General features: G+C 45.5%; 26 protein-coding genes. 4 read left to right on the top strand and 22 right to left on the bottom strand.

From position 1 onward, the window contains the following. Positions 1-4: 4 nt before the first annotated feature. The 7 genes from PAENI_RS05920 to PAENI_RS05890 all read right to left on the bottom strand — a co-directional run bounded on the left by PAENI_RS05920 (position 5) and on the right by PAENI_RS05890 (position 5,891). On the bottom strand, positions 5-1,783 hold the full coding sequence (locus PAENI_RS05920; protein ID WP_149644639.1) for a SulP family inorganic anion transporter: 1,779 nt from the start codon (positions 1,781-1,783) through the stop codon (positions 5-7). A gap of 99 nt (positions 1,784-1,882) precedes the next feature. After that, complete coding sequence (locus PAENI_RS05915) at positions 1,883-2,209, bottom strand: ArsR/SmtB family transcription factor (protein ID WP_042123860.1); 327 nt, start codon at positions 2,207-2,209, stop codon at positions 1,883-1,885. Positions 2,210-2,282: 73 nt separating this feature from the next. After that, positions 2,283-2,660 (bottom strand): hypothetical protein, encoded by a 378-nt coding sequence (locus tag PAENI_RS05910; protein WP_149644638.1) that lies wholly within the window; start codon positions 2,658-2,660, stop codon positions 2,283-2,285. Between the two features lie 61 nt (positions 2,661-2,721). Then, positions 2,722-4,290, bottom strand: coding sequence for a phospholipase D-like domain-containing protein (locus PAENI_RS05905; protein ID WP_149644637.1), 1,569 nt, complete (start codon positions 4,288-4,290; stop codon positions 2,722-2,724). A gap of 173 nt (positions 4,291-4,463) precedes the next feature. After that, the gene (locus PAENI_RS05900) at positions 4,464-4,757 is read right to left on the bottom strand and encodes a putative quinol monooxygenase (protein ID WP_076300151.1); all 294 of its coding nucleotides are present in this window, start codon (positions 4,755-4,757) and stop codon (positions 4,464-4,466) included. A gap of 27 nt (positions 4,758-4,784) precedes the next feature. Next, positions 4,785-5,426, bottom strand: a complete 642-nt coding sequence (locus PAENI_RS05895; RefSeq protein ID WP_042184583.1) for a nitroreductase family protein — start codon at positions 5,424-5,426, stop codon at positions 4,785-4,787. A 36-nt stretch (positions 5,427-5,462) separates the two neighbouring features. Next, positions 5,463-5,891, bottom strand: a complete 429-nt coding sequence (locus PAENI_RS05890) for a MarR family winged helix-turn-helix transcriptional regulator (protein ID WP_042184581.1) — start codon at positions 5,889-5,891, stop codon at positions 5,463-5,465. 163 nt (positions 5,892-6,054) lie between these two features. Here PAENI_RS05890 and PAENI_RS05885 point away from each other — a divergent pair, with 163 nt between their 5' ends. Then, the gene (locus tag PAENI_RS05885; protein ID WP_149644636.1) at positions 6,055-6,834 is read left to right on the top strand and encodes a carbon-nitrogen family hydrolase; all 780 of its coding nucleotides are present in this window, start codon (positions 6,055-6,057) and stop codon (positions 6,832-6,834) included. A 71-nt stretch (positions 6,835-6,905) separates the two neighbouring features. Here PAENI_RS05885 and PAENI_RS05880 read toward each other — a convergent pair whose 3' ends face one another. Beyond that, the gene (locus PAENI_RS05880; RefSeq protein ID WP_143764116.1) at positions 6,906-7,835 is read right to left on the bottom strand and encodes a lipoate--protein ligase family protein; all 930 of its coding nucleotides are present in this window, start codon (positions 7,833-7,835) and stop codon (positions 6,906-6,908) included. A gap of 177 nt (positions 7,836-8,012) precedes the next feature. Between PAENI_RS05880 and PAENI_RS05875 the strand changes: the two genes are divergently transcribed. Beyond that, entirely contained in the window at positions 8,013-8,897 is an 885-nt protein-coding gene (locus PAENI_RS05875) for a CHAD domain-containing protein (protein ID WP_149644635.1), read from the top strand. Positions 8,898-8,919: 22 nt separating this feature from the next. Here PAENI_RS05875 and PAENI_RS05870 read toward each other — a convergent pair whose 3' ends face one another. From PAENI_RS05870 to PAENI_RS05830, 9 genes are all read right to left on the bottom strand, one after another. Next, positions 8,920-10,125: a Ger(x)C family spore germination protein gene (locus PAENI_RS05870; RefSeq protein WP_149644634.1), complete on the bottom strand. Its 1,206-nt coding sequence runs from the start codon at positions 10,123-10,125 to the stop codon at positions 8,920-8,922. Beyond that, entirely contained in the window at positions 10,122-11,213 is a 1,092-nt protein-coding gene (locus tag PAENI_RS05865; RefSeq protein ID WP_149644633.1) for a GerAB/ArcD/ProY family transporter, read from the bottom strand. The genes PAENI_RS05870 and PAENI_RS05865 overlap by 4 nt, the downstream gene beginning before the upstream one ends. A gap of 27 nt (positions 11,214-11,240) precedes the next feature. Further along, positions 11,241-12,983 (bottom strand): spore germination protein, encoded by a 1,743-nt coding sequence (locus PAENI_RS05860; protein ID WP_262495516.1) that lies wholly within the window; start codon positions 12,981-12,983, stop codon positions 11,241-11,243. A 181-nt stretch (positions 12,984-13,164) separates the two neighbouring features. Beyond that, positions 13,165-13,602, bottom strand: coding sequence for a carboxymuconolactone decarboxylase family protein (locus PAENI_RS05855; protein ID WP_076285910.1), 438 nt, complete (start codon positions 13,600-13,602; stop codon positions 13,165-13,167). An 85-nt stretch (positions 13,603-13,687) separates the two neighbouring features. Further along, positions 13,688-14,563: an RNA polymerase sigma factor SigJ gene (gene sigJ / locus PAENI_RS05850; protein ID WP_149644632.1), complete on the bottom strand. Its 876-nt coding sequence runs from the start codon at positions 14,561-14,563 to the stop codon at positions 13,688-13,690. Between the two features lie 215 nt (positions 14,564-14,778). Next, entirely contained in the window at positions 14,779-15,105 is a 327-nt protein-coding gene (locus tag PAENI_RS05845; protein WP_042184566.1) for a thioredoxin family protein, read from the bottom strand. A gap of 38 nt (positions 15,106-15,143) precedes the next feature. After that, on the bottom strand, positions 15,144-15,536 hold the full coding sequence (locus PAENI_RS05840) for a MerR family transcriptional regulator (protein ID WP_149644631.1): 393 nt from the start codon (positions 15,534-15,536) through the stop codon (positions 15,144-15,146). A gap of 148 nt (positions 15,537-15,684) precedes the next feature. Beyond that, positions 15,685-16,320, bottom strand: coding sequence for a ThuA domain-containing protein (locus tag PAENI_RS05835; RefSeq protein WP_149644630.1), 636 nt, complete (start codon positions 16,318-16,320; stop codon positions 15,685-15,687). A gap of 51 nt (positions 16,321-16,371) precedes the next feature. After that, complete coding sequence (locus PAENI_RS05830) at positions 16,372-17,085, bottom strand: SDR family NAD(P)-dependent oxidoreductase (RefSeq protein WP_149644629.1); 714 nt, start codon at positions 17,083-17,085, stop codon at positions 16,372-16,374. Positions 17,086-17,312: 227 nt separating this feature from the next. Between PAENI_RS05830 and ytxJ the strand changes: the two genes are divergently transcribed. Together ytxJ and PAENI_RS05820 are read left to right on the top strand one after the other, a co-directional pair. After that, a complete protein-coding gene (ytxJ, locus tag PAENI_RS05825; protein ID WP_042123836.1) occupies positions 17,313-17,639 on the top strand; it encodes a bacillithiol system redox-active protein YtxJ in 327 nt (108 codons plus the stop codon). Continuing rightward, positions 17,636-17,875, top strand: coding sequence for a glutaredoxin family protein (locus PAENI_RS05820; protein WP_042184561.1), 240 nt, complete (start codon positions 17,636-17,638; stop codon positions 17,873-17,875). The genes ytxJ and PAENI_RS05820 overlap by 4 nt, the downstream gene beginning before the upstream one ends. Positions 17,876-18,077: 202 nt before the next feature. On the opposite strand, the gene PAENI_RS05815 is transcribed toward PAENI_RS05820, so the two are convergent. From PAENI_RS05815 to kdpF, 5 genes are all read right to left on the bottom strand, one after another. Beyond that, on the bottom strand, positions 18,078-20,402 hold the full coding sequence (locus PAENI_RS05815; protein WP_149644628.1) for a histidine kinase: 2,325 nt from the start codon (positions 20,400-20,402) through the stop codon (positions 18,078-18,080). 202 nt (positions 20,403-20,604) lie between these two features. Further along, positions 20,605-21,213: a potassium-transporting ATPase subunit KdpC gene (gene kdpC, locus PAENI_RS05810; protein ID WP_149644685.1), complete on the bottom strand. Its 609-nt coding sequence runs from the start codon at positions 21,211-21,213 to the stop codon at positions 20,605-20,607. 55 nt (positions 21,214-21,268) lie between these two features. Further along, the gene (kdpB, locus tag PAENI_RS05805; protein WP_076285916.1) at positions 21,269-23,302 is read right to left on the bottom strand and encodes a potassium-transporting ATPase subunit KdpB; all 2,034 of its coding nucleotides are present in this window, start codon (positions 23,300-23,302) and stop codon (positions 21,269-21,271) included. Positions 23,303-23,318: 16 nt separating this feature from the next. Next, positions 23,319-24,995 carry a potassium-transporting ATPase subunit KdpA gene (gene kdpA, locus PAENI_RS05800; protein WP_149644627.1) on the bottom strand — a complete coding sequence of 559 codons (1,677 nt, stop codon included), beginning with the start codon at positions 24,993-24,995 and terminating at the stop codon, positions 23,319-23,321. 12 nt (positions 24,996-25,007) lie between these two features. Then, positions 25,008-25,085 carry a K(+)-transporting ATPase subunit F gene (gene kdpF / locus PAENI_RS33010; protein ID WP_076285959.1) on the bottom strand — a complete coding sequence of 26 codons (78 nt, stop codon included), beginning with the start codon at positions 25,083-25,085 and terminating at the stop codon, positions 25,008-25,010. Positions 25,086-25,205 lie beyond the last annotated feature (120 nt).

Genomic DNA, 25,205 nt, shown 5'->3' with positions numbered 1-25,205 from the left:
TCACTCAAAGACCACTATTTAGTTCAGGTGCAATTACAGGTTTCTTACGCCCTTTCAGACCGCGCACACTTCCCGCCTCTTCCAGACAGGAGAACGCTGTACACTCCCTAAAAGCGGCATGGCTACATCCAATACACTTGTTGTAATCGATGCTGTTAAGTGCGTCATTAATGGCTTCCCCGGTGTGCGGATAAAACTGAACCTCACCTATGGTACTATACAGTCCAGTTCTCTTGAGTAGCTCAAGCGGCTGTGGCTGAATACCTGAGATCATAAGTTTCCCTCCAACAGCTTGTAAATGCCGCACCAGCTCTGCTAAATTGGATTCTCCAGTGGTATCCATGAAGGGTACTTTCCCCATCCGCATTAATATAATTCTAGGTTGATCTGAACCATAGCTTGGCATAGTGTCATCGAATCGATAAGCAGCGCCAAAAAACAGCGGACCTTCCACCGTGTAAATTCCAATTTGCGGACAGTCATGACTCTCCGTAACCATATGTGCCTCTACCTTAACGGACTTCGGATCAGGCAGCACTTTGGCTACCAAATGAACCTCTCCCATTCGTTTCACAAACAGAATAACCGCAAGAATTAATCCCACCTCTACAGCCAGCGTTAAATCTGCAAATATCGTTAACAAGAAGGTGATGAATAATACCAAGGAATCGCCGGTCTTGATCTTAAGCAGATGAAGGAACTCTTTGCGCTCACTCATATTCCAAGCTACTACCATTAAGATCGGTGCCATCGCAGCTAAAGGAATACTGGAAGCATAGGGTGCGAGCAACAGGAGAATTAGAAACACCACAACACCGTGAACGATCCCCGAGATCGGAGAAGCAGCGCCACTCTTGATGTTCGTCGCTGTTCTAGCAATTGCTCCTGTCGCTGGTATGCCCCCGAACAATGGAGCAGCAATATTTGCGATCCCCTGACCGATCAGCTCTCGGTTACTATTATGGCGGCTGCCTGTCATTCCATCCGCTACAACAGCGGATAACAATGACTCTATAGCACCTAGCATTGCAATGATAAATGCCGGACGAATTAGCAGGGTAATTCGTTCCCAAGTAATGTCCGGAAATCTAAAGCTCGGTAAGGTATTAGGGATTTCTCCGTAAGCAGAGCCAATCGTAGTCACTTTGCCGCTAAAGAATAACGCAGCAATCACAGTCGCGCACAGAAGACCTACCAATGATCCAGGCACCTTCGGGGCGAATCGAATTGCTAGGATAACGACGGCAAGACAAATCACGGCGGTCAGAATACTGTATCCATTCATCGTCGATAGATGAAGCCCTATTTCTTTCATATTATTTACAAAGCTCTCATGCCGTTCTATATTCCTTAGTCCAAGGAAATTAGCAATCTGCCCGGTGAAGATAATGACCGCTATCCCTGCTGTGAAACCAATCGTTACTGGCCTCGGAATAAACTTAATCAATACACCCAGCTTTAATAATCCCATGAGAACTAGAATAACCCCTGCCATCATCCCAGCGATAAGTAAGTTCTCATAGCCATACTCCATCGCAATGGCAAACAAGATAGGAATAAAAGCACCTGTTGGCCCACCAATTTGAAATTTTGATCCTCCGAACAATGAAATACATATTCCGGCAACGATTGTCGTGTAAATGCCATACTCCGGTTTTACACCAGATGCAATAGCAAATGCCATCCCCAAAGGAATGGCAATAACACCAACGATTGTTCCCGAAATCAAATCCTTACGAAATGCATTCATGTTGTAGCCTTTATATCGGCCCCACCCTGTCATGATCAAACCTTCTTTTCTTTAAATATCTGATTATTTGAATATAAGAAGAACATTACTCTAGGACGCAACTGTTGTCAACGCCAAAATAATGTTATTCCTTTATTCTCCGCGCATACCTTCGAGCAATGAAATGGTATTCACCAGATGGTTATCAAATATTTGTTTAGCTACGACCAGAAGATCTTTAATTAGAGGATCACGTAACGAATAGATCACAGTGGTACCTTCTTTTACACTGGCTACTACATTCTTAGCGCGTAAAACAGCTAACTGCTGGGATACAGCAGAACCTTCTGATCCTAGAATGGCTTGTAGCTCATTCACATTCTTCTCACCTTCGCTGAGCAGTTCCAGTATACGAATTCGCATTGGATGAGCCAGCGCCTTGAAGAATTCGGTCTTAAATTGCTGAATTTCGGTGTTCATAGACTTCTACTCCTCATAGCTTACTTCTGATTCTAATGTCATCTTTGTATGTTATCTTAGTCCCTGATAAGCGTCAAATACTCAAGGGGTAGATGCTCACATTACGAACCTGTACTTCTACAAACACACCAAGCGCCATAGGCTCACCGAGACACTCGAACATCACTAAACCTTCACCTATTCGCAAAAATCCTGTTCCGTCCTCTTCAATATTCTCCAGCACACCGGTAAAAACAACCTTATCTCCCTCTAACCTTGTATTGAACTCACTAGTAGGTACAGGCAGAATATCCACCCATCTCATCAGCAGCTCCGAAAGCTCGAATTCCACATCTGTTTCCGTATCTGGCTCCACAGGAGCTCCGCACCAGATCCCCCGACCCTCGCCAAACTCTGTGCGAAAGAATCCCTCATCCTTTTTCATGCCACTCTTTGTAATTTTGATTTTCATAGCTATTATTCCACCTTGATAATTTATAACGATCATTATACATGACAATGAACCGATATTATCAAGTGTAATTCTGAGTAACCTTGTTCAGATACATACTAGGATGCAGCCAAGGATGCTTAAAGAACTCACTTTTCTTCGTAATTCTCCGTGAGACACCCAGATCATAATCGATCATAGACTTTATCCGCGCTGCGAAGGCCTCCCCTTTCACCAGCATTCCCAGCTCGAAATCGTGGCAGGCGCTTCTCTCATTGATGTTGTAGGAGCCATGAAATACCGCCCGTGATCTGTGGTCATAGGTTATTTTCCAATGTGAAAAACGACCTGTGAAGCTGTAATCATAAAAGGAAACCCCATTGAGAAACGGCTTATACATATTGCCTCGTACCGCCGCAGTATTGGTAGGATGATCATTAACCTTCAGCGGATTGCAGATGCTCAGATGACAGGAACAGTCTGGCCCCAGCTCCCCCAGCCGATCCCAAAACTCTTGATCAATCAAATAAGGATTTACAATTAATGTCTCCTCAGCCGCATAGGTAATTAAATTCAAGTAATATTGCTGAATTAAGTTAACTGGGTTGCCCGGAAAGCTTGCAAACAGCGTGCATTCCTCCTCCCCAAAATGATAATTTACATTCGGATGGTAGAAAGCATCTTCCACGTCAAAATGATCACCACCCAGAAGTAACCAACGGGAATGAAACTTAGCATTTAAAGGCTGCGCCGCCGCGCCACGGATCCGGAAGCAGCCATCATGCCACTCCTCTTTTTTACTAGGAATCCCCTGTAGATGTCCTTCTATACTGATCGAGGAAGATGCCTGAACAGGCGTCACGTACGTGTATTGATCTCCAATATTCAGGCTGCCAATAATAGAGGTTACCCCATCAATGACCATAAACTTCCGATGATCAATGACATTCAGCCCAGTGATTTCAACGTCCTCTTGTACTTTATCCTGTAAGAACAGGATACTTTCAGGTACGCCTTGTTGCTTCAGCGCCTTCCGCTTCACACGCCATTCTACGGCTGTATAATAAGAATTGAAGGTATTCAACAGCTTAGCTCCTGCATTCTCGAGCCTTTCAGAAATCTTGGAAAATTGACCAAACGCCAGATTGTTCTCATACCCTAAAGCTGTCAGCGTGTAATTGACCATGATCCGTACCTTCACCCCCCGTTTAAGGGCGTGAAATAATTCATCTGCAACCAGATTGCCTGAACGGTCATTAAAGAAGAGCATAACGGACAGGTGAATATAATGCTGTGCCTTCTTTATTTCTTCTAGTATCATCCCTAGGCACTCGGGTCCATTCACGTAAGGATCTACTTGGTTATTCCATGTGGTTTGCGGGGCCAGAGCTTTTAGCTTGTCTGAATCTAATCTGCCTAATACTTCAGTAAGTTGCCCCAGCAATCTTGGGCTAAAGCCAGGAACCTGAAATAGCTGCTGACCCTCCGTAATGACTCCGCCAATGGACTGTCGGTATGCTCTAGCCGCCTCCAGATCGATCCCCATTAGTCTGCGCTCTGCCTCTTCTCCTGCTTCGCCCATAATGCAGACAAGTGAACCGCCTGATAAATAATAGTTCACGATATCGATCATATTTTTCTGTATTTCCATATGTAAGATCCCCTATCTTTATTGTGAGTGCACATGTATCAAGGTAAGGATAGATACCCTTGAACTCCTCCTTATAAACGGGGAACATAAAAAACAGGGATGCCCCGCAGCCATTATGGCTATGGAACATCCCTGTTTAAGATCAACCAGGATTCACTAAGAATCGAGATAACTTATTTCACTTGCTCTGCGCTAAATACTTTTACGTCTAGTGGCGCAGCCAAGAATTCACCAGCTTTAGCTGAGAACGCGGTAAAATGAGCGCTCGTATTGTGGCTGGATACGGCTTCAGCGTCGCGCCAAGTCTCCACCATAATAAATGAGTTCGCTTCTCCAGCATTCTCATACAGCTCGTAAGAGAGATTTCCTTCTTCAGTGTGAGTAGCTGTGAGAAGTGTTTTGGACTCCGCCAAAAACTGCTCGCGACGTTCCGGATTCACTTTAAGCACTGCATGGATAATGATCATTATATTTTCCTCCTAAGGTATAAAGTATTATTTCCACTCAGCAATCTTATCGATAGGCAAACGGACAGAAGGGTAACCTGCATCAACAGCCTTACCGATGGAAAGCAACATTACAGGAACATAACGATCTTTTTCCATGCCAAATGCTTCTGCGATTTGATCTTTTTCATAACCGCCAATTGGGTTTGTATCGTATCCATGTGCACGGGCAACCAGCATCAATTGCATTGCAACAAGAGCACCATCAATAAGCACAGTATCTTTGTTAACTTCACGTGGCAAGGTAGCAAAGTGAGCAGATAATCTAGTTAATTGGTTTTCTTTTACTTCAGCAGGCATTAGTCCACGTTCAACAGCTGTACCATAAATCTCCTCAGCGTAGTCGAAATTGTTCAAATCACCAAAGATGGCAATCATAGCTGCAGAGGTTTCAACTTGTACGCCATTAAAGCGAGCAAGAGGAGCTAAAGTAGCTTTTGCTTCGTCACTTTCAATGACAAGAAACCGCCAAGGCTGCATATTTACAGAAGAAGGTGCAAGAGTCGCTTCCGTAAGAATCTGAGTCATCTCTTCTTTACTGATCTTAACGGATGGATCATATTTGCGGATAGAGCGGCGACCCGTAATAATTTCTTTAAAATCATTGGTTTGTGTTTGTGTAGCGTTCATATGTGTATTTCTCCTTTGAGTGTGTGATTTTGGTAGTTACAACAGATTGATATTAGATTGCAGACGATTAAGCATATCTATGAGCACTTTTCGCTCCTGATCGTTAAATCCAGTAAGCAGAGTAGCGACAAATCGTCTCTTCTCTTCGCCATATTGAATCATTCTTTCCCGCCCTTGATCCGTTAATGAGACCAATGTAACCCTGTTATCTGCGGGGTTGTTGCGGCGAGTGATCGTACCACTCTCTTCCATCCCTTTCAAGTGCCGAGTGACGGCGGCCGCATCTATATCCATGCCCTTTTGCAGCGTAATTTGGCTGACTTCATCCACCTGGAATAGTTCATGCAGGAGGCGAAGCCGTGTGGGACTAATCCCAGCACATCGTTCGAATTTCGGACAGATTCCCTTGTTTAATGCCTGCAGCAGTTCAAATATGCGGTCTTCCTCAGGATAGTGCTCCGTCAAAATATACCTCCTTTATAAATTTAATTGTATGCAATTGTTTTGTATAAAATTATACTAACTGATAATCATTGACCCGTCAACTAATATATCAAATCATTTTTTAAAAATCAACATTGCTTATCCTCTTATGGTGCTATAGTCTTGAACAAAAAGGAGGAATCCTATGAGAATCTCCCTGATTCAGCTGGATATAGCATTTGGCAATGCCGATATGAATTATGCTGCTGTAGCAAATAAAATTAGTGTAGCGGCCGCCACAGCCCCCGACTGTCTTATTCTCCCTGAGCTTTGGACCACTGGCTATGATCTGACCCGACTAGAAGATATTGGCGATCCAGAAGGAGAAATTACCAAGGAATTCATCTCCAGCTTAGCCAGACAATACAACATCAATATCGTCGCTGGTTCAGTCGCTAGCAAGAACGCCTCCGGTGTAACTAATCGTATGTTTGTATTTAATCGAACTGGCGAACTCGTTGGCGAATACAGTAAGCTACATTTGTTTCAGCTAATGGATGAACATCTATATTTGCAGCCTGGAGAAGACAAAGGCCTCTTCACATTGGAGAGCACGTTATGTGCCGGATTAATCTGTTATGATATCCGATTTCCAGAATGGGTTCGTGCCCATACCGCACAAGGCGCAGAAATCTTGTTTGTCAGTGCAGAATGGCCATTATCCAGGCTATCACATTGGCGTGCACTACTGATCAGCCGAGCGATCGAGAACCAATGTTATGTAGTAGCCTGCAACCGTGCAGGAAGCGATCCTAACAATACCTTTGCTGGGCATTCTATGATAATTGATCCTTGGGGAGATATTTTATGTGAAGCTTCTGAAGGGGAAGAAATCCTAACGGGGGATATCGATTTACATATGGTGCGTGAAATTCGAGCACAAATCCCGATTTTTGCAGACAGACGTCCGGACTTATATGATTAAAAAGAACGTAACAGATGCTGGCCTCTCGCCAGATTTCTGTTACGTCCTTCTTAACGATGCTCAATATCCATTTATCCTTGGGCATAACGTTCATGCAGAACTCGCGCAGCATCCAGAACTCGCGGATCTTCATAGTCTAGGAAATATCCGGTCTCCTGCTGTAGCCTGTCAGAGGATTTAAGCACCACTCCACGGTGGGCTAATGCTTGTCTAATACCTTCGGCAAATACTTCAGTCGCATTCGGTCCACCTAGTTCGCCAAGCCCAGCGATCGTCTCTGGACGAACCCGTGGATAAGATAATGCTGAGTCTCCTCCAGAGGCTTGCTCATAGAATTTATGAATGAGTTCACCACGTTCCTGTCCCGAACCCGAAACCACTACAAATGCATGTACGAAATAGGCATTATTTTGTCTGCGCTGAGCAATGCCGCAAAATTTCCGCCCACCGATCGCCAAATCGAAGTCCCCCGGGCAGTAAGAACCAACAATTTCACCAGCCTCAATTTGAGCCGCAGCCTGTGGATGACTCATAGCAACTGCCTCAGTGATCAGAGAAGCCAGAAGCCTAAAGTCATCATGAAAGTCCAGCTTTCCGCGTCCTTTGGGGAGAACTAGCGAAACATTAACAATTCCATCATCCAGAGGCACCGCAGCACCACCGGAATGTCTCACCGCTGTACGAATGCCTCGCTGCTCCAACTTAGCCATCGCTTGGGCCGCGTACGGAAGCTTGCTGTCCCGTAGGCCGAGCACAACACCCCCAGAATGACTCCATAGGTGCAGACTAGGAGGAACAAGTCCCGCTCCGACATCCCTACAAAGGGTCTCTTCAAAGGCGAACGGGATCAACATCTCCCCAATGCCCCCTGTTTCCTCATCTATCCTGTCATCCTTTAAGATTAGATGCTGAAAAAGTCCCATTTCTGCAGGAAGTCCGATGACTTCTTTACTTCTATCAACAGATCCATTGATCATTGCATCGTACTCCCGAGTATCCACCGATTCCCCTCTTTCCCGTATTATCCGTGATATTGTAATCGTTCTGCCTCGCTAGTCGAAATCAGAATTGAAATGAGGTTATGATAACGCTATCCTTATAGTATACGAACATGCCCCAGCTCGAATAGGGGGTAGCCTTAGGTTCATGCTATACACAACGTTAAGGAGTGATGCCGCATGACAGTGGAAGTGATGAAGGAACGACAGTTAACCAAGACTAGACAATGGGAACAGGCACTTAACCTGCTGTATATTGATTTCTGGGATTACTGCCATGATGCAATTAGCAAATTCGATGACGAGGACATTCACCAAGCAAGAGTGAACTGCCGTAAGCTGTTAACACTGCTTTCCATTCTCGACCCTGGTCATACTCTAGGGCTATACCCCCTATTTGAAAAAGCCCAAAAGAGATTAGGCAAGGTCAGAGATGCAGACGTTCTGATTGAATCGTTCAAGACTAAACGTAAAGACGCCAAGGAAAACGGCGATACAAAGACAGCAGAACTGTTGAAGGCTGTGATCGACCACCAAAAGGACAAGCGCAAAACTTATCGTAAAAAGCTGGCCGATGAGCTGCCTAAGCTAATCAATGAGGATCTGGATGAGAAGTGGAAAGCTTTCCTAAGTGAACAGCTAGAGGCCCTGGTAGCGAAAAAAGATGCCAACGTTGTCATGCGCGAACTTGAGGTAGCTTACGAGCAGAAGAAAAAAGCTTGCAAGGCTATATTTCGTGGACAAGATGCCGAATCAGAAGCAGCCTTCGACTCACTGCATGAGCTGAGGATGGCTGCTAAGGAACTGCGATATACCGCTAGTGCAGCCTCTTTTGCATTAAATCAAAAATTTCATGCCCATGAAGAAATATATAAGCAGATCCAAGATCAGCTCGGGCTGATAAACGATAAACGCCTTTGGCTGGAAACACTAAATGCTATTGGGCGAGAAGAGCTGAATGTCGGCAAAAAAACATGGAATACCTTTACTGAACAATTAAAAGCCGAAGTACTCGATGCGCTGCACCAAAATGATGTCATACCGCTCACACATCAAATGAAGTAACTCTGAATCTTTTACAATCTCTCTATTCAGCCGTTGTATCTGATGCGCCGTATTCTTCTATATTCACATTTACTTCATAGGTAATCGGAATTTGGCTGAAGGTTTCGTCCCAGTTATCCTTGACGCTCCGCCATACGGCTGGATGCTGATTATGTAGACTGGTGCCGAAACCGGCAGCTTCGGTATGCAGTTCCTTCTGCATCTTTGTTACAGTAGTTTGCACTATTTCTAGGACACGCTTCTGCAGCAAGGCTTTATCCTTCTTTACAATTCCGTCGTGTAATTTCTTCGCTTTCTCGGCAAAGACCTCAGCATATCTACCTGTAGATGTTATTTTCACGTTAAAAGAGATCTGACCATTATTCACATTGGCTTTGATCTTGCTATGCATGGATTTCACCTCATAGGTTAAGAGGTCATTGTTATCCGGATTATACGTCTTAAGCACTCCTCCTAGCCCCTTCCCGGTCAGCCAGGCCATCCCCTCCAACTCCGACTCATCCAAAAAGCCAACAAGCTTTCCCGTTTCCCCGTTGATTACACCTGCTCCTGATAGCTTTGTCTCATGATCAATAGGAATAACATTTTGCAATAAGAAGCTTTTCTTTGCTTGCAACGGGCCAACTACTTTTGCCAAAGTTACCGGCTCCCATATCCCCATATTACGGTCTCTGTTATTGAATATCCCTTCAAGTACAAAGGCAGGAGTCTGACCCGGCAGTGCATTTTCCAATACATCCTTGGCCATTCCCTTGCTGACAAATAACATAACACTCGGACGGATATCATTATCCCGAGTAAAGAAATCTATGAGTTTAGTAAGGTTATTGGAACGCGCGAGTTTTTCACTAATCACAATGACCTTTAGGTGATGGCCTATCGGAGTGCGTCTAGTACGCAGTGAAAGCTGCCGTAGCGCTTCAAAGATAGAATCGCTAGTTTCACTCATATTATAGTAATTCTTAATGGAGGATGAATTTGAAGAAGACTTCATGACGGCCCCTCCCGACCCCTGTGGAATCGTAAATTGATAGGTGCTTATTATTTTTGTAGGCTTCGCATGATTCCCACCTTCTGGATTAGCTACTTCCTCGCCCCCTGACTCCTCCGCACTGTCCAGTGCAACACCAATCTGCATGTTTAATTCCTCGATCGGTGTGCTGCTCCAGCAGCCTGATAACAGAGAACATAGTACAGAGAGCACGATCCACAACCTCCATTTTTTCATGAAGCAGCCCTCCGGAAATATGTGATAATTAACAATGGCAACGGAAGCAATCCGAATAGAATAAGCATAGAATCACCGATACCTGTTCCTAAAGCAAACAGAGCATTCACATTTGGTGGAATTCTAGAAATTACATAGACAACCGGAAGAATAGCTAACAAACAACTTTTGAAGTTTTTATGGATCACTTGGGACAATCCTAAAGCCGCTGCATAAATTGAAATACAAAAGGTACAAAAGATCTGCATAATCCAGATCACCAACAGCAACGACTCAAACCTTTCAAAGATGAGATAGTTCACTTCAAAACTTCGTACAAGATCGAGAAACGGCCAGGTTCTTGTGAGAACTCCATCTATAGAAAAGGCACCTATGGTCGCTACAACTGCCATGATATAAAATATCGTCGATATACAGGTTCCAGCTATGATTACCTTTACTGCTTTTTGAGGCTTATCCATAAAAGCAACAACGAACAACATTGCTTCTCCAGCTGTAAAGGTTAGGATGGTTGGTCTGATCCCTTTCCACACGGGTTCCAAACCATCTCCAAGTACTGGAAGTAGATTATTGAGGTCGAAAACTTCGAAACTAAGCAGACAAACCCCTAGAAACACTGTCCAGGTAATCGGAACAATGAGTCTGCACATGCTAGCGATCGCATTAATTCCTCCTCTGCATAAATAGAAGGCGATCCATATAAAAGCAGCCATAATAGCCCACGGAGGTGTACCTTCCAGTAGAAAGAAAGAGGTCACCTCCTGCACCGAACGTATCTCAAAGCCGGCGATACTGAGAAAATACCCAATGACTCCTATTGACAGAACCATTCCGAGTGGCTTGCCGATGATCTTCCCGATATACTGAAAGAATGTTTGGCCTGGGAACCTTTGACTAAGTTTCACTATGATCAATCCGAACAGAAAAGAGATTGCTCCCCCTAAAAAAATACTTATCCATACATCTGGACTACCACTGGCCTCTACAATGGTCCGAGGAAGCGTAAGTACCCCTGCCGCAATCGTATAATTGGCTAGAATGATCGTCGCTTGAACTGCAGTAATTCGGTCCTTTACCTCGGCGCTCATGTTCTCTTCCTCCTTTACCTAAACTTCTCACCCTTTACGCAAGGGGTCCTTTGGTTTCAAAAACGTAGGTCGCCCTGTTAGAAATTGAAAAGGCATACGGAATATAAAATCCTTCCAATTCACCATCTTATTTGGGACTGCCAGACCTAGATAAGGAACACCAAAACTCTTCAGCTTAATTAAATGACTACTAAGCAAGAGAAAAAACAGTACAACTCCGTATAATCCAAAAATGGCTGCAAAAAACATGGCTGCAAAACGGAGCATACGAAGCGTCATCCCCGCACTATACATGGGCATAGAGAAGGAAGAAACAGCCGTAACTGATACTACAATCACTAAAATCGGACTCACAATTCCAGCCTCTACCGCGGCTTGCCCGATGATCAGACCGCCGACAATTCCCATCGCCGGACCGATAGGTTTGGGCAAGCGAAGTCCAGCCTCTCGTAAGATTTCAATCGAGACCTCCATAATCAAGGCTTCGATTAATACCGTAAAGGGGACTCCTTGCCGGGAGGCGATAATAGAAATGGCTAGCTTAGTTGGAATCAAGCCTGGCTGGAACGAAAGGAAGGAAATATATAGTGCCGGAGCAAAAAGTGATATCAATGCCGCAAAAAAACGCAAAAGACGTAGCATCGATCCTACCATCCAGCGATCGTTATAATCCTCTGGCGATTGCAGTAACATCCCGAAGGTTACCGGCATAATCAATGCAAAGGGTGTACCGTCAAGTAAAATAGCTACTCTTCCTTCCAAAAGTGCTGCCATTACACGGTCCGGCCTTTCCGTATTCTGAATCTGTTGGAAAGGACTATAGCCATTATCTTCGATCAATTGCTCAACATAACCAGATTCTTGAACATCATCTAAATCTATCGTTCTAATTCTTCGTTTGACCTCTTCTACAAGTTCATCATTCGCAATATCCTTGATATAGGCTAGGATCAATTCCTTCTGCATTCTCTTTCCTACAGTAAAAGAAATCATAGCTAGTTCTGTACTCTGTCCGTGTCTACGCAGCATCGCCGTGTTATCGCTTAATGTCTCGTTAAATCCGCTTCGCGAGCCCCGCAAGACTCCTTCAGATTCTGGCTCCTGAATCCCTCTTGTATTCCCCTTCGGACTACTGAGTATAAAAGCCTTAGATATCCCCTCCACGAGCAGCACGGCAGATCCAAATAACACCTTCTGAAGAGAGAGGTATGCATTATCTGTAAGCTCAACTTCCGATATGAGGAGGATCTCATGTATGAGAATATCTTGTAGATCTTTCGCAGCCGGTACGGAATTCATATCCTTAAAAGGCTGATACGCATTCATTAAAGGCTTCAATATATTCTGATCCATTTTGTCTTTGTCCGTTAGCCCGTCTACGTACAAAAGTGCTGCTCTTGTCTTTATGCTTCCGATTCGCAACTCCCTTACATTTACATCATGCATATCGGCACTGATCTCACTGAATTTCTGCAAATCATCCTCAAAATGGCCACTATAAGTTATTCTCTTCCCCTTATCCTTAGTTACTACATTCGAGCTAGACTGCTTCACCGGCCCTTCTAAAATGCTTGTTTCTCCAGAGTTTTCTACGGAAGAAACACCTCCACCTTTGCTGCCCGTAGCTTTTTCCGCTCTAGTCGTTATCCTGTCTTCTTTAGCTTTAGCCCAGCTTATTGTACGAAGCAGGAAGAAAGGGACACAGAAAATCATAATCCCTTGGAAAACCACACCCCAACTTGGAATTAATTCTATTACCTCATTCCACACCCCTAACACCTCCTTTATAGCTGTGACCGTATTTTTTACCGAAGATGGATAATTCATGCATACAAAAAAGACCCCACAGTATGGGGTCTCCCTAAGTTAAACTTCATATGTTCTTATACCTCTATTGTATCTGTAAAGTGTCGGATGCTAGCCTTGGACGTTCGGCTGACGTAATTAAAGTTTATTGCGGCATCATGCGAGTGGTGATCGCGATGCGATTCCATGCATTGATTGTAACAATTGCCATGATGATCTCACCAAGTCGCTTAGTGTCGAAATGGCGCTCCGCTTCCGAATAGACATCGTCCGGTACATGTCCTTGCGTCACGAGTGTAACCGATTCGGTCAGCGCAAGCACTGCACGCTCCTCGTCGCTGTAGAACGGCGCTTCACGCCATGCGTTCAGCATGTAGATGCGCTGTTCCGACTCGCCTGCCTTACGGGCATCCTTCGTATGCATATCGATGCAGAAGGCGCAGCCATTAATTTGTGACGCTCTGATTTTGATTAACTCCAATAACGACTTCTCCATGCCTGTCGATTGTACGAACGCTTCAAGACCCATCATCGCTTTGTATGCGGCTGGAATTTCACCGGCCAGATCCATTCTTTGTTCCATGGGGATAGCTCCTCTCCGGCTGTAGACCGGTTATCTTTTGATTGTTTCACTAATAAGACAATACAAAAGCTCCGTTTGTGACAGGTTACCCCATTCGTTGTAGTTTATCGGGATTGAGTACGATATAAATATGCTCGATCCGCTCCCCGGCCGCATCAAGCTGGAAGCTGATCGCCTTAAGCGGTCGGCCATCCCGATAGATGACGATGCCCAGCTGGCCGTTAAGTAGCACCATACTTTGCGAATCTCCGAGGAAGCCCTTCGTAATGACGCCTCCAATGAAAGCTTGAACACGATCTCTGCCCGTAATGGTGAAGATCGCTGCGCGAACTTTACCGCCGCCGTCCGACGTAAGCAGCGCGTCCTCGGTCAGCAGGCTGACAAGCGCATCGACGTTGCCGCCTCGCGCAGCTGCGAGGAATGCTGTCGCAAGAGGTGTTGCCTGAGCCGTGTTGCCTGGCAGAACTGGCGATTGTTGATGCAGCTTATCATTAGCGCGGCTAAATATTTTTCGACAGTTGGCTTCTGATTTTCCTAATACATCGGCAAGTTCGCTATATTCGAAAGCGAAGGATTGGCGCAAGATGAAGACGGCTCTCTCGACAGCCGACAAATGTTCCAGCATGACGAGCAGGGCGTAGGATACATTTTCATCGTGATCGAAGAGATCAGCAGGATTATCGCCGCCTCCATTCGTAAAGCTGACGAGCGGCTCCGGCAGCCATGTGCCGACATATTGCTCTCTCCTTTTACGGGCGGATTGCATATAGTTGATGCAACGATTTGTTGTCATACGGATTAAGTAAGCTTTCGGATGGGTGATATCTATTGTTTGTAGCTTGCTGTACTCGATGAATACGTCTTGAACGAGGTCCTCTGCATCTGCTATAGAGCCGGTCATACGGTAAGCGATTGCTTTCAGCAGAGAGTGATAGTTGGTATATGCGACCTGAAAATCCATACGTGCTAGACTCCTTCCAAAGCTGTGCCTTTCATACCGTCACGGCTCACCGCGGCTGCTACATCGTTCAGCGGATGATCAACAATATAGACGCTCTCCTAGGGCTTCACGTCTAGCCTATCGAGTGCACGCAGGAAAATATCCGGATGAGGCTTCTTAATGCCTTCTCAGCTTGAAATTAATATAGCATCAAAATACAACTAAATTCCAATTCCCTATGCTAGAATAACCTTGTTCAATATCCCTTGGTAGGCTGCTATCGGACGTAGGCCAACCAACTTTTCCATTGGCTGCCCATCTTTATATACAATGACTGTAGGCATCCCCATAACACCAGCTTCCCCAGCCAGATCCGGCAATTCGTCACAATTCACCTTCACTATAGAGACATCGTCTCCATATTCCTGATGAAGATCTTCCAAAAGAGGCAACAGCACCTTGCAAGGGGGACACCATGGCGCACCGTAATCTACCAAAACCGTTCCACCACCGCGAATCTCTGCTCGTACCCAATCAGCGCTATCTGCATTTGTAATAGCCATTTGTCATTCCTCCTCAAAGTTTTCAACTCCAGCAGTACCTACTCCAAACTCTCCAGTGTACATGCCTCTAAACTATTCTCGTTCTGCTCTTGCAAGATAGAGGCCATTCTTTCTTCCAAATTGCGTTTGATCTGATTCAGTTCTACAAGCTGACGTTCAATATCCTCAAGCTTGCTACGGTATAGTGGCATCACTTCTGCGCAGAAAGCTTCTTTGTTCTTCAAAACACAATGTAGAAAGCCCGCGATCTGCTCTGTGGACAGACCCAGGTTCAAATATAATTTTATCGTTTCTACCGTCTCCACAGCGAGCGGAGAGTACTCCCGATATCCGTTGGCCTGACGGATCGGCGATATTAATCCCTGACTCTCATAATAACGAATTGAACGGACGCTTACGCCCGTCAGTTTAGCAAGCTCACCTATTTTCATAGCAATCTCCCCGGGGTTCATGAGAATTGTTCTACACCAGTATAAACCCTGACATCAATGTAAGAGTCAACAAAAAAAATCCAACCGTAGTTATCCCACAGTTGGACTCATTTATAATCTTACAACAAGTATATCCGCCGCTTATATTCTACAATAATCCTGCTGCCCAAAGCCCACCTCTACGAATCATTTCGCGGAATGGTTCTACTGAGAATGATGGTAAATGATGCCCTGGCATTAAATAAACAACCCGGCCCAAGCCAAATTCGTGACACCAAGCCGCTTTGCGCATAGCTCCCTCATGAGAATATTCAGCGAGCACCGTTGTTTCGAAATAAGGATGCATCTCAAAATAATATGGCTCATCCTCAATTACAAATTCTTCAATTCCCTGCATAATGGGATGCTCTCGTGCGGGTATGGACATCTGCAGCGAAGTATACTCTGGATGATGGGTGAAATGTGCGCCCAGCATAGCGCCAAGCTCCTGATTGCGCTGTAAGGAAATTCCGTTATGTACCACTAGTAGTCCGCCCCCGCCAGCCACATAGGATAGCAAAGCACCACTTTGATCCGCGGGGATTTTGTCATCAGAAAATTCAGTGTAGGAGATTACCAGCTTGTAGTCAGACAACGTTTCTTTATTGAGAAGTAAATAATCCTCTGAAGAGAAAACCTGTAAGTCATTCGCAAGGATTTGTTCGATCTCCCGATCCACGCCAGCAAAGGGGTGATATTTAACCTCCGAGTAGCTTCCGAGTGCGAGTGCTTTTAGTGTAGACATGTTATCAGCGCCTTTCTTCTTATCTATTTTGAAATATCCGTTCTACCACGGTCATGAGCTGCCATCCGTATCCAGATAGGCTGGTTCCTCGCTCTTATATTTTTTATAATCCAGAACAAGGTCGATAATCTGCTCCGCGGACTGTTCAGGAGTCATTTCCGCTTGCTCATCCTTCTTACCATGCATATAAGTCTGCAGCCAGCCAGGATGGAACACCATTACTTGACCGCCAAGCGTTTTCAGATGATTATGCATCAAGGAGGACTGCATATTCAGTGCTGCCTTCGACATACAATAGCCATACATGTTGATACGCTTATTTCGGGCAATACTGCCTGCCTCTGATGAAATATTGACGATTAATTTATCCTCACTTTGTAGTAATAGTCCCATCAGTGCATTGCTGACTCTTAACGCGCCAAGCGTATTTACATTATATATTTCTGCCATGCCTTCATCATCCAGCTCCACCAGCACAGTAGCATTATCAGCAGAACGAATAATACCTGCATTATTAATAATCATATCGACATATCCAGTTTTACTGGCTATCACTCTCGCAGCCTGCTTTACACTATCTTTATTGCTGATATCTAGGGGGATAAGCTCCAACTGTTCAGGATATCGCTCTTTAAGCGCTTTCAAATCTTCTGATTCTTTCAAAAACTGTCCTGCAAATACTGAGAACTGGTTGGCCAGCAACGAACGTACAAGCGACAGTCCGAGCCCACGATCAGCTCCAGTTACACATGCAACTCTCTTCATTCTTCTGAACACTCCTATCTCGTAGCGATATGGTTAGGCATGTTGCTTCTTTTCACCTTAGCATGCTGTACTCTTTTTTTCAACGCGATTGGTTTCAGGTACATCGCCTCGTGTGCAAGCCTTTCAGAATCCTTTTTGTTTTAATTTTGATATATGTTACAATCATGATTACAGGTTGTTAACAACACAATTGTTAGCAAAATAACGATCCCAGGAGGGTGATATCTATGTCTATTCAACAACTCCATACGCTGGAGGATCTTGAGCAATATGTAGCTAAGCCTGGCAAGAAGCTGCTGTTCAAACACAGCACGACCTGCCCGATTAGTGCTAAAGCTAATGAAGAATTTCAGGCTTATCTGAAGGATGCGGATACTGCCGCTGCAGTGGTCTTAGTCATCGAGGATCGTCCCGTTTCCAATCAAATTGCTGAGGATTTTGGCATCAAACATGAATCTCCACAACTCTTCCTGCTTGAGGATAATGAGGTTCGCTGGAACACTTCCCACTGGAAAATCACAAGAGATGCTATCAAAGAGGCTGTGAACCAATGAGTGAGCCAGTGATTGTCTATTCAACCGCAGGGTGCAGTGACTGTAATTTGGTTAAAAATTATCTTACGGAGCAGGGTGTCCCTTTTGAAGTAAGAGATGTTATGACCAGCACAGTCTATCAAGAGGAAGTTGAGAAGCTTGGATTCATGGGTGTTCCTGTCACTGTAGCAGGGGATCAAGCGATCAAGGGATTTAATCTTCCTGCGCTCAAAGCACTCATCGAAGCTGCCCAATAATTAAGCCATTAAACTATTCAGTACATGATGTAATTCATAGCTGCAAAAAAGGGTATCCTCATAGCCAATAGGCTTGAAGGTACCCTTTTTTCAAAATATAAGAATCTATAATTTTCACGCTATACATTATTCTTATATTTCTCGCATAAACGCTTACCGTCCTTTAGGGACGCCGAAGGCGTTTTTACTTGTTAGTCATAGTCTATGCTTCCTCACGTATGAGATCTGCCACGACCAGCACATCCACGTTTCTGGCAGAACGCAGAATCTGCTTGGTAACATCGCCGCGGATACTTTTTCGCAGCCATGAGCGTTGTGATTGACCGATAATAATCTGAGTGCTTTGCAAAGCTTGAGATCTTTCAAGCAGCAACGACGCCACTCGGGCGGGGAGCCCGCTCTCAATCATCTTGAACGTTCCACCCAGTCGTTCCGTTAATTCCTTTAAATCATTTATACGTTTATCATATACGGGTCCATTTTGTTTAAATTCCTGCACATACGTAACATACCAGCAAGCTTTTAGACGATATGCAATCCGAAAACCACGCCGAATTAAACGCTCCGCATGATCCCCCAAGGTGATACACACATATATAACTTCCTGACGCCGCCAAGGTCCCCGTAACGAACCAACACGTTCCCAAGATTCTAGCCTTTCATCAACATCATCAGCAATTTCCCGCAACGCCAGCTCCCGAAGGGCGATCAAATTCCCGATTTTGAAAAAAGCCCCCAGCGCCTGATCCACCTTGGCCATGGCATATATTTTTCCATCCTTCATTCGCTCTTGAAGCGTCTTGGGTGATACATCGATAAGCTCTACCTCATTTGCCCGCTGTAGAATGCTGTCCGGAAAAGTCTCCCTTACTCTAACTCCTGTAATTTGCTCTACGGCGTCATTCAGACTTTCTAAATGCTGCACATTCACGGTAGAAATCACAGATATTCCCGCATCCAGCAGCTCCATAACATCCATATACCGCTTCTTATGTTTGCTGCCTGGCATATTGGTATGAGCGAGTTCATCCACTAGCACGACTTCTGGATTACGCTTAATAATTGCTGCCGTATCCATCTCCTCAAGGATAGTCCCGCGGTACTCCATACGTAGACGCGGAAGGGTCTCCAAATCGCCAATTTGTTCAAGGGTTTCTTTGCGGCCATGCGTTTCAAGGAGTCCTATCACGACATCGATCCCTCTCTTCAAGAGATCGTTTCCTTCACGCAGCATCTTGTAAGTCTTGCCCACACCGGGAGCAGCCCCGATATATACCTTAAAGGTTCCTCCGCGAATCGCATCGATTTTATCCTTTACTTCCTGACTGCTTAACCTGTGATAGGCATCCGCTTTCCGTTCATTACGAGTCTGCCGGGTTGGAAGTACACGTTCTCCCTCACGGTCTGCGCGATCCGCCACGAAGAACACATCCACACCTCGGATTTGCTTCAGTAACGAATTAGCGATTGAGCCTTTCCATAATTCCTGCCAAGCGGTCTGCTTGGAGTGTCCCATAACGATTCGGGTAATATTGTGTTCGATCGCGTATTTTACCAACAGACGTGGGATCTCCCGCTTCGAGCGAAAGGTGATCTCCTCCATAGAGGCACCAATCTTCTCGGTCAGCTTCCAGAGGGAACGCTTAAAGGTAGCTGCTTCCTTAGAAAGGGTGAGACCCTGCTTCCAGAATGACACCACTGACAGATCCCCATTTAACCGCTTGGCAATCTGCTGTCCACGTCGGATATGGATCGAGCCGTTCCAATAATACTGCGCAGATACCAACACCTTTTCTGCGATCCCCGAAGCTCCCTGCAACCCTTGTTCTTCCCGGTGTTTCTCCAGCGAATCATTAACATCCTCAGCGACCATCCGAAGTGCCAGCTCCCGCAGCTTGCTTAAATTACCCTTGTTAAAAAGCGATCTCTGCTGGTGCTTCCCTAAATGTCCATCGGACAAGCGCTGAAGTATCTTTTCTGGAGTCACATCAATTAGAACGATATCATCGGCAAGGGTAAGCACCTCTGCAGGAAGGGAATGCTCTACCTCAATCCCGGTCCACTTCCGCACTAAATCCGCAGCACCCTCCAGTTCGTATACGTTTACAGTTGTAATGACACTAATCCCATTGCTCAATAAATATTTGATATCTTCCAGTCTTCCAGACCTCTCCGCACCCTCGCGATTCTGGTGAGCCAAGCCATCGGTTAGCACAACTTCTGGATTACGTGCCACAATAGCAGCTACATCAAGATCCTTCTTCTCTATATCTTTCTGAAACCAATGAATACTTGGTATCCGTTCCAAATCGCCCAGCTGATCCTTAGTTTCTGGACTCTGATTCGTCGAAACCGCACAGATCACAACATCGATTCCCTGCGCTTTTAGCGCCTGGCCCTCACGCAGCATCTGATACGTTTTGCCCGACCCACTGACTGGACCGATATAGATCTTCAGACGTCCCCGATGCAGCTCATAGATAGAGAGCAGCAGCTCCTCCGGCGTCTTCCTCCGGTATGTTCCCATCAAGACCACTCCTTAATAACCCCGATCATGCATGTACCCTTCTGTTCCAAGAAGAAACGACGTTGTCGTCCTTCAAAGATGACAGCCGTTTCTCGTAGAAATATAAGGATGATGTATAATGTAAAACTTATACTTTCTTATATTTTAGAAAGCAAGATATCCCTGCCCGATTCTAGTAATCTGGCAGGGACATTTACTATATTTATTTGTTCGCTAGTTTCAGTAGATCCATGTTCAGCTTCAACACATTGACCCGTTCTTCACCAAACAACCCTAAGTCACGACCCTCGGTATGCTTATTTACGAGCTCTTCCAGCTGTGTCGCAGGAATACCGGTTAAATTGCTAATCCGAGGAATCTGCACCATAGCTGAAGCTGGTGTGATATGCGGATCAAGCCCCGAACCCGAGTTGGTGACCAAATCAACTGGCAATTTGTTCACGGGCACATCCGGATTATCGAGCTTCCACTGCGTAATGAAATCCTTTGTCCGCTGCAGCATATCCGGATTGGATGGAGCGTAGTTATTGGAACCTGAAGCTTCTGCTTTATACTCAATACTAGACACACGACCATGAAATAAAGCTGGATTCGTAAAGTTCTGCCCGATGAGTTCCGAGCCTACAACTACTCCAGCATCATTCTTAAGCAAGCTGCCGTTCGCCTGCGACGGCATTAGAACCTGGGCAAGCGCTGTAGTTGTCAGAGGATAGATCACTCCGCAGAGAACAATAAATACTAAACTTAGTCGCACAATAATAAAGAAATAAGCACCTTTCGATGATGATAACTGCTCTTCAGTGTCCTCCATGGAGTTTCCGTTATTCACGATGCTCTCACCCTTTCAATGATTAGTCAACACGTCGTTAAATCCATACACTTACGATCATATCAATGAGCTTGATGCCAGCAAATGGAACAACCACTCCGCCTAGCCCATAGATAAATATATTGCGTCCAAGCAGCTTCGTAGAACTCATAGCTTTATACGACACACCCTTCATAGCCAGTGGGATGAGCAGCGGAATAATAATCGCATTAAATATTAAGGCGGATATTATAGCCGAGCTTGGCGAGCCTAGTCCCATTACATTCAGGGCTTCCATTTCAGGAATGGCGAGCATGAACATCGCCGGAATAATAGCGAAATACTTCGCGATATCATTCGCGATACTAAAGGTTGTTAACGCGCCCCGCGTCATCAGCAGCTGTTTACCAATCGCTACGACCTCTATAATCTTCGAAGGGTCAGAGTCCAAATCGACCATATTTGCTGCTTCCTTAGCAGCTGTAGTGCCGCTATTCATGGCTAAGCCCACATCAGCTTGTGCAAGGGCAGGGGCATCATTTGTACCATCCCCAGTCATGGCAACCAGCTTACCCTCGTTCTGTTCGCGGCGAATGACTGCTATTTTATCCTCAGGTGTACTTTCAGCGATGAAATCATCTACCCCCGCTTCACGGGCAATCGTAGCTGCGGTCAGCGGATTGTCACCCGTACACATGATGGTCTTGATCCCCATTTTCCGCAGCTCATCAAACCGCTCTTTCATGCCTGGCTTTACGGTATCCTTCAAGTAAATAAGTCCATAGATCCGATTGTCTACCGCAACCGCTAACGGGGTCCCCCCCATCCGGGCGATGGCATCAGAATTACTGTCGAGGTTCGCGGGAATGACACCGCCTTTCGACTGTACCCATTTCTTCACGGAGTCTACCGCACCTTTGCGTACGCAGCGTCCATCTTGCAGGTCAATACCACTCATCCGAGTTTCGGCCTTAAACTCTACGAATTCGCCACCTTCAGCAAGCTTGCTGTCATAGCTGCGTTCCAGCTTTTTGGCCAGCTCAATTACAGAACGTCCCTCAGGCGTCTCATCCTTTAGGGAACTGATGGCCGCCCATGCCGTAAGCTCCGCTTCGGATTCATTTCCGACTGGTACAAATTCACTCGCCATCCGGTTCCCAAAGGTAATCGTACCGGTCTTATCTAGGATCATCGTATTAATATCGCCGGCAGCCTCAACTGCCTTACCCGACATGGCGAGTACATTAAACTGGGTCACCCGGTCCATACCCGCTATTCCGATTGCGGAGAGTAGCCCCCCGATTGTTGTCGGAATCAGACAGACCAACAAGGCGATCATGACGGGAATATCAAGATCAACACCTAGATAAGTTGCAATCGGCCGCAAGGTCACTACTACAATCAAGAAAATCAGCGTCAGACTGATCAAAAGCGTATTTAGCGCGATTTCATTAGGTGTCTTCTGACGTTTCGCCCCTTCAACGAGGGAAATCATCCGATCTAGAAACGACTCACCAGGATCACTAGTAATTCTGACTTTGATCTCATCACTGACGACCCGCGTGCCGCCTGTAACGGAACCAAAGTCCCCACCAGCTTCCTTGATTACAGGTGCAGATTCACCTGTAATCGCTGATTCATCTACGGAAGCCAGCCCTTCAATCACTTCACCGTCACCAGGGATGAGTTCACCCTGACTGACGATGACGATATCCCCTTTACGCAGTTCGGAGGAGGATACTGTTTTCACCGACCCTCCAACCAGTTTGTTGGCAGTGATATCTTGTTTCGTTTTCTTAAGCGAATCAGCTTGGGCTTTACCGCGGCCTTCCGCCAGTGCTTCAGCGAAGTTCGCAAACAGCACTGTAAATAGCAGAATGAACAACACTGTGATATTGAATCCTATCGATTGCTCAGCATTAAAATATCCAGGAGCCAGCACCATGAGGAGTACAATGATCGTACCGACCTCTACCACGAACATGACTGGATTTTTGATTAGCGTTACTGGGTTAAGCTTTATAAAGCTATCCTTTACAGCGCTTAGGAGTATGGGTCCCGTCAGCAGCTTTTTTCTTTTTACAGTACTCATCTTATTCTCCCTCTTCCTACCGTAAGGTTAGATATTCTGCAATGGGGCCGAGTACAATGACCGGCAGGAACGTCAACGCACCGATAATCACTACTGTACCAATCAGAATTCCCGTAAACAGTCCATTGTCTGTGCGGAACGTGCCAATCGTCTCAGGAACCGGCTTCTTCTGAAGCAAAGAACCTGCTACCGCCAACATTGCGATAATAGAAACATAACGACCTAGCAGCATGACAATCCCGGTTGTAACATTCCAGAAGGTTGTGTTGTCCGCAAGTCCTTCAAATCCTGAGCCATTGTTCGCGGCAGAAGAGACATATTCATATAACACTTGGCTGAGTCCATGGAATCCAGTGTTCGTAATCGCCCCTTGCCCCAAATCGGTCAGGAACGCAGCTGCAGTTGGCACAAGGATAATGAACGGATGCACAAGGATCGCAATGGCAATCAGCTTCATCTCCTTGGCCTCTATCTTCCGTCCGAGGAACTCCGGTGTCCTGCCGACCATCAGACCGCACAGGAAGACACCCAGAATCGCATACATCAGCATATTGATCAGTCCGACACCTTTACCACCGAAGACATTGTTGAGCATCATCAGTGCAAGAGGCGTAATGCCTCCCAGCGGCGTCAGCGTATCATGCATATTGTTAACACTACCTGTCGTAGCTGCGGTTGTTACTGAAGTAAACAAGGAAGACTGCGGTATGCCGAAGCGCACCTCTTTACCTTCCATGCTACCTTGTGAAGATTCGATTCCTAGTGCATTGATCGCCGGATTACCTTTTGATTCAGCATAGAAGTTTAGGCTTAATAGCAGAACAAACAAGGTCATCATTGCGGTAAAAATTACCCAGCCCTGACGTTTGTTCTTGGCAAACAATCCGTACATATAAGGGAGCGAAGCTGGCAGCATCCACATAGAGAGAATCTCCAGAACGTTCGTAAGTGGATTAGGGTTCTCAAAAGGATGGGATGAATTGGCCCCGAAGAAGCCGCCACCATTCGTGCCCAGATGTTTGATCGATTCTAAAGAAGCTACTGGACCGATAGCAATTTGTTGTGTTTGGCCCTCTAGTGTAGTGACTTCAAGTGATGGCTTGAGCGTTTGTGGCACATGTAGTCCTACCAGCACCAATGAAACTAACAAAGCTAGCGGAATGAACACACGAATATGTGCTTTGACGAAATCCTCGAAGAAGTTCCCGACTGATTTCCGTCCCGTGATTCCTCTGACAAAGGCAACCGCAACAGAAAATCCGCTCGCTGCAGATGTGAACATCATCATCGTGATGACAGCCATTTGTGAAAAATACGAAAGCCCCGTCTCCCCGCTATAATGCTGCAGGTTCGTATTGGTCATAAAGCTGATCACTGTATTGAATGAAAGCGTCTGTTCCATATCCGTAATTCCATTCGGGTTTAACGGCAATCCCCGCTGCAATCTAAGAACAATGTAACTGAAAGTAACCAATACGATATTTGTTAACACAAAGCTGAGCGCATACTTCTTCCAAGACATTCCGTCCCGTTTTTTCAGGCCGATCAGCTTATAAATTCCTTTTTCCATGCCTCCAAACCATCGATCCGTACGGTTCGGTTCATTAGAAAATACATAATATAAATACGTGCCCATCGGCTTAACCAGCAAGATAAGAATTACGATTACAGCAACTATTTGCAAAATGCCCATGAATGCCCCTCCTTAAAATTTCTCCGGATGAATCAATGCGTAAACCAGATATACAAACAAAAGTAGGGTAACAGCGATTACTAGAATCACAACTTATCCCTCCCTGTATCCTCAACTACACCTGCGCACCAGCGCATAAATCCATAAAACAACCCGTAAATTACAGCTAACGAAGCCACCATATACAGATCCATCATATCTCCCGCACTC

This window comes from Paenibacillus sp. B2(2019), from assembly GCF_008370385.1.
GTDB lineage: Bacteria > Bacillota > Bacilli > Paenibacillales > Paenibacillaceae > Paenibacillus_AQ.
The sequence above is the reverse complement of the archived record's forward strand: the minus strand, read 5'-3'. Positions and strand labels throughout refer to the sequence as shown.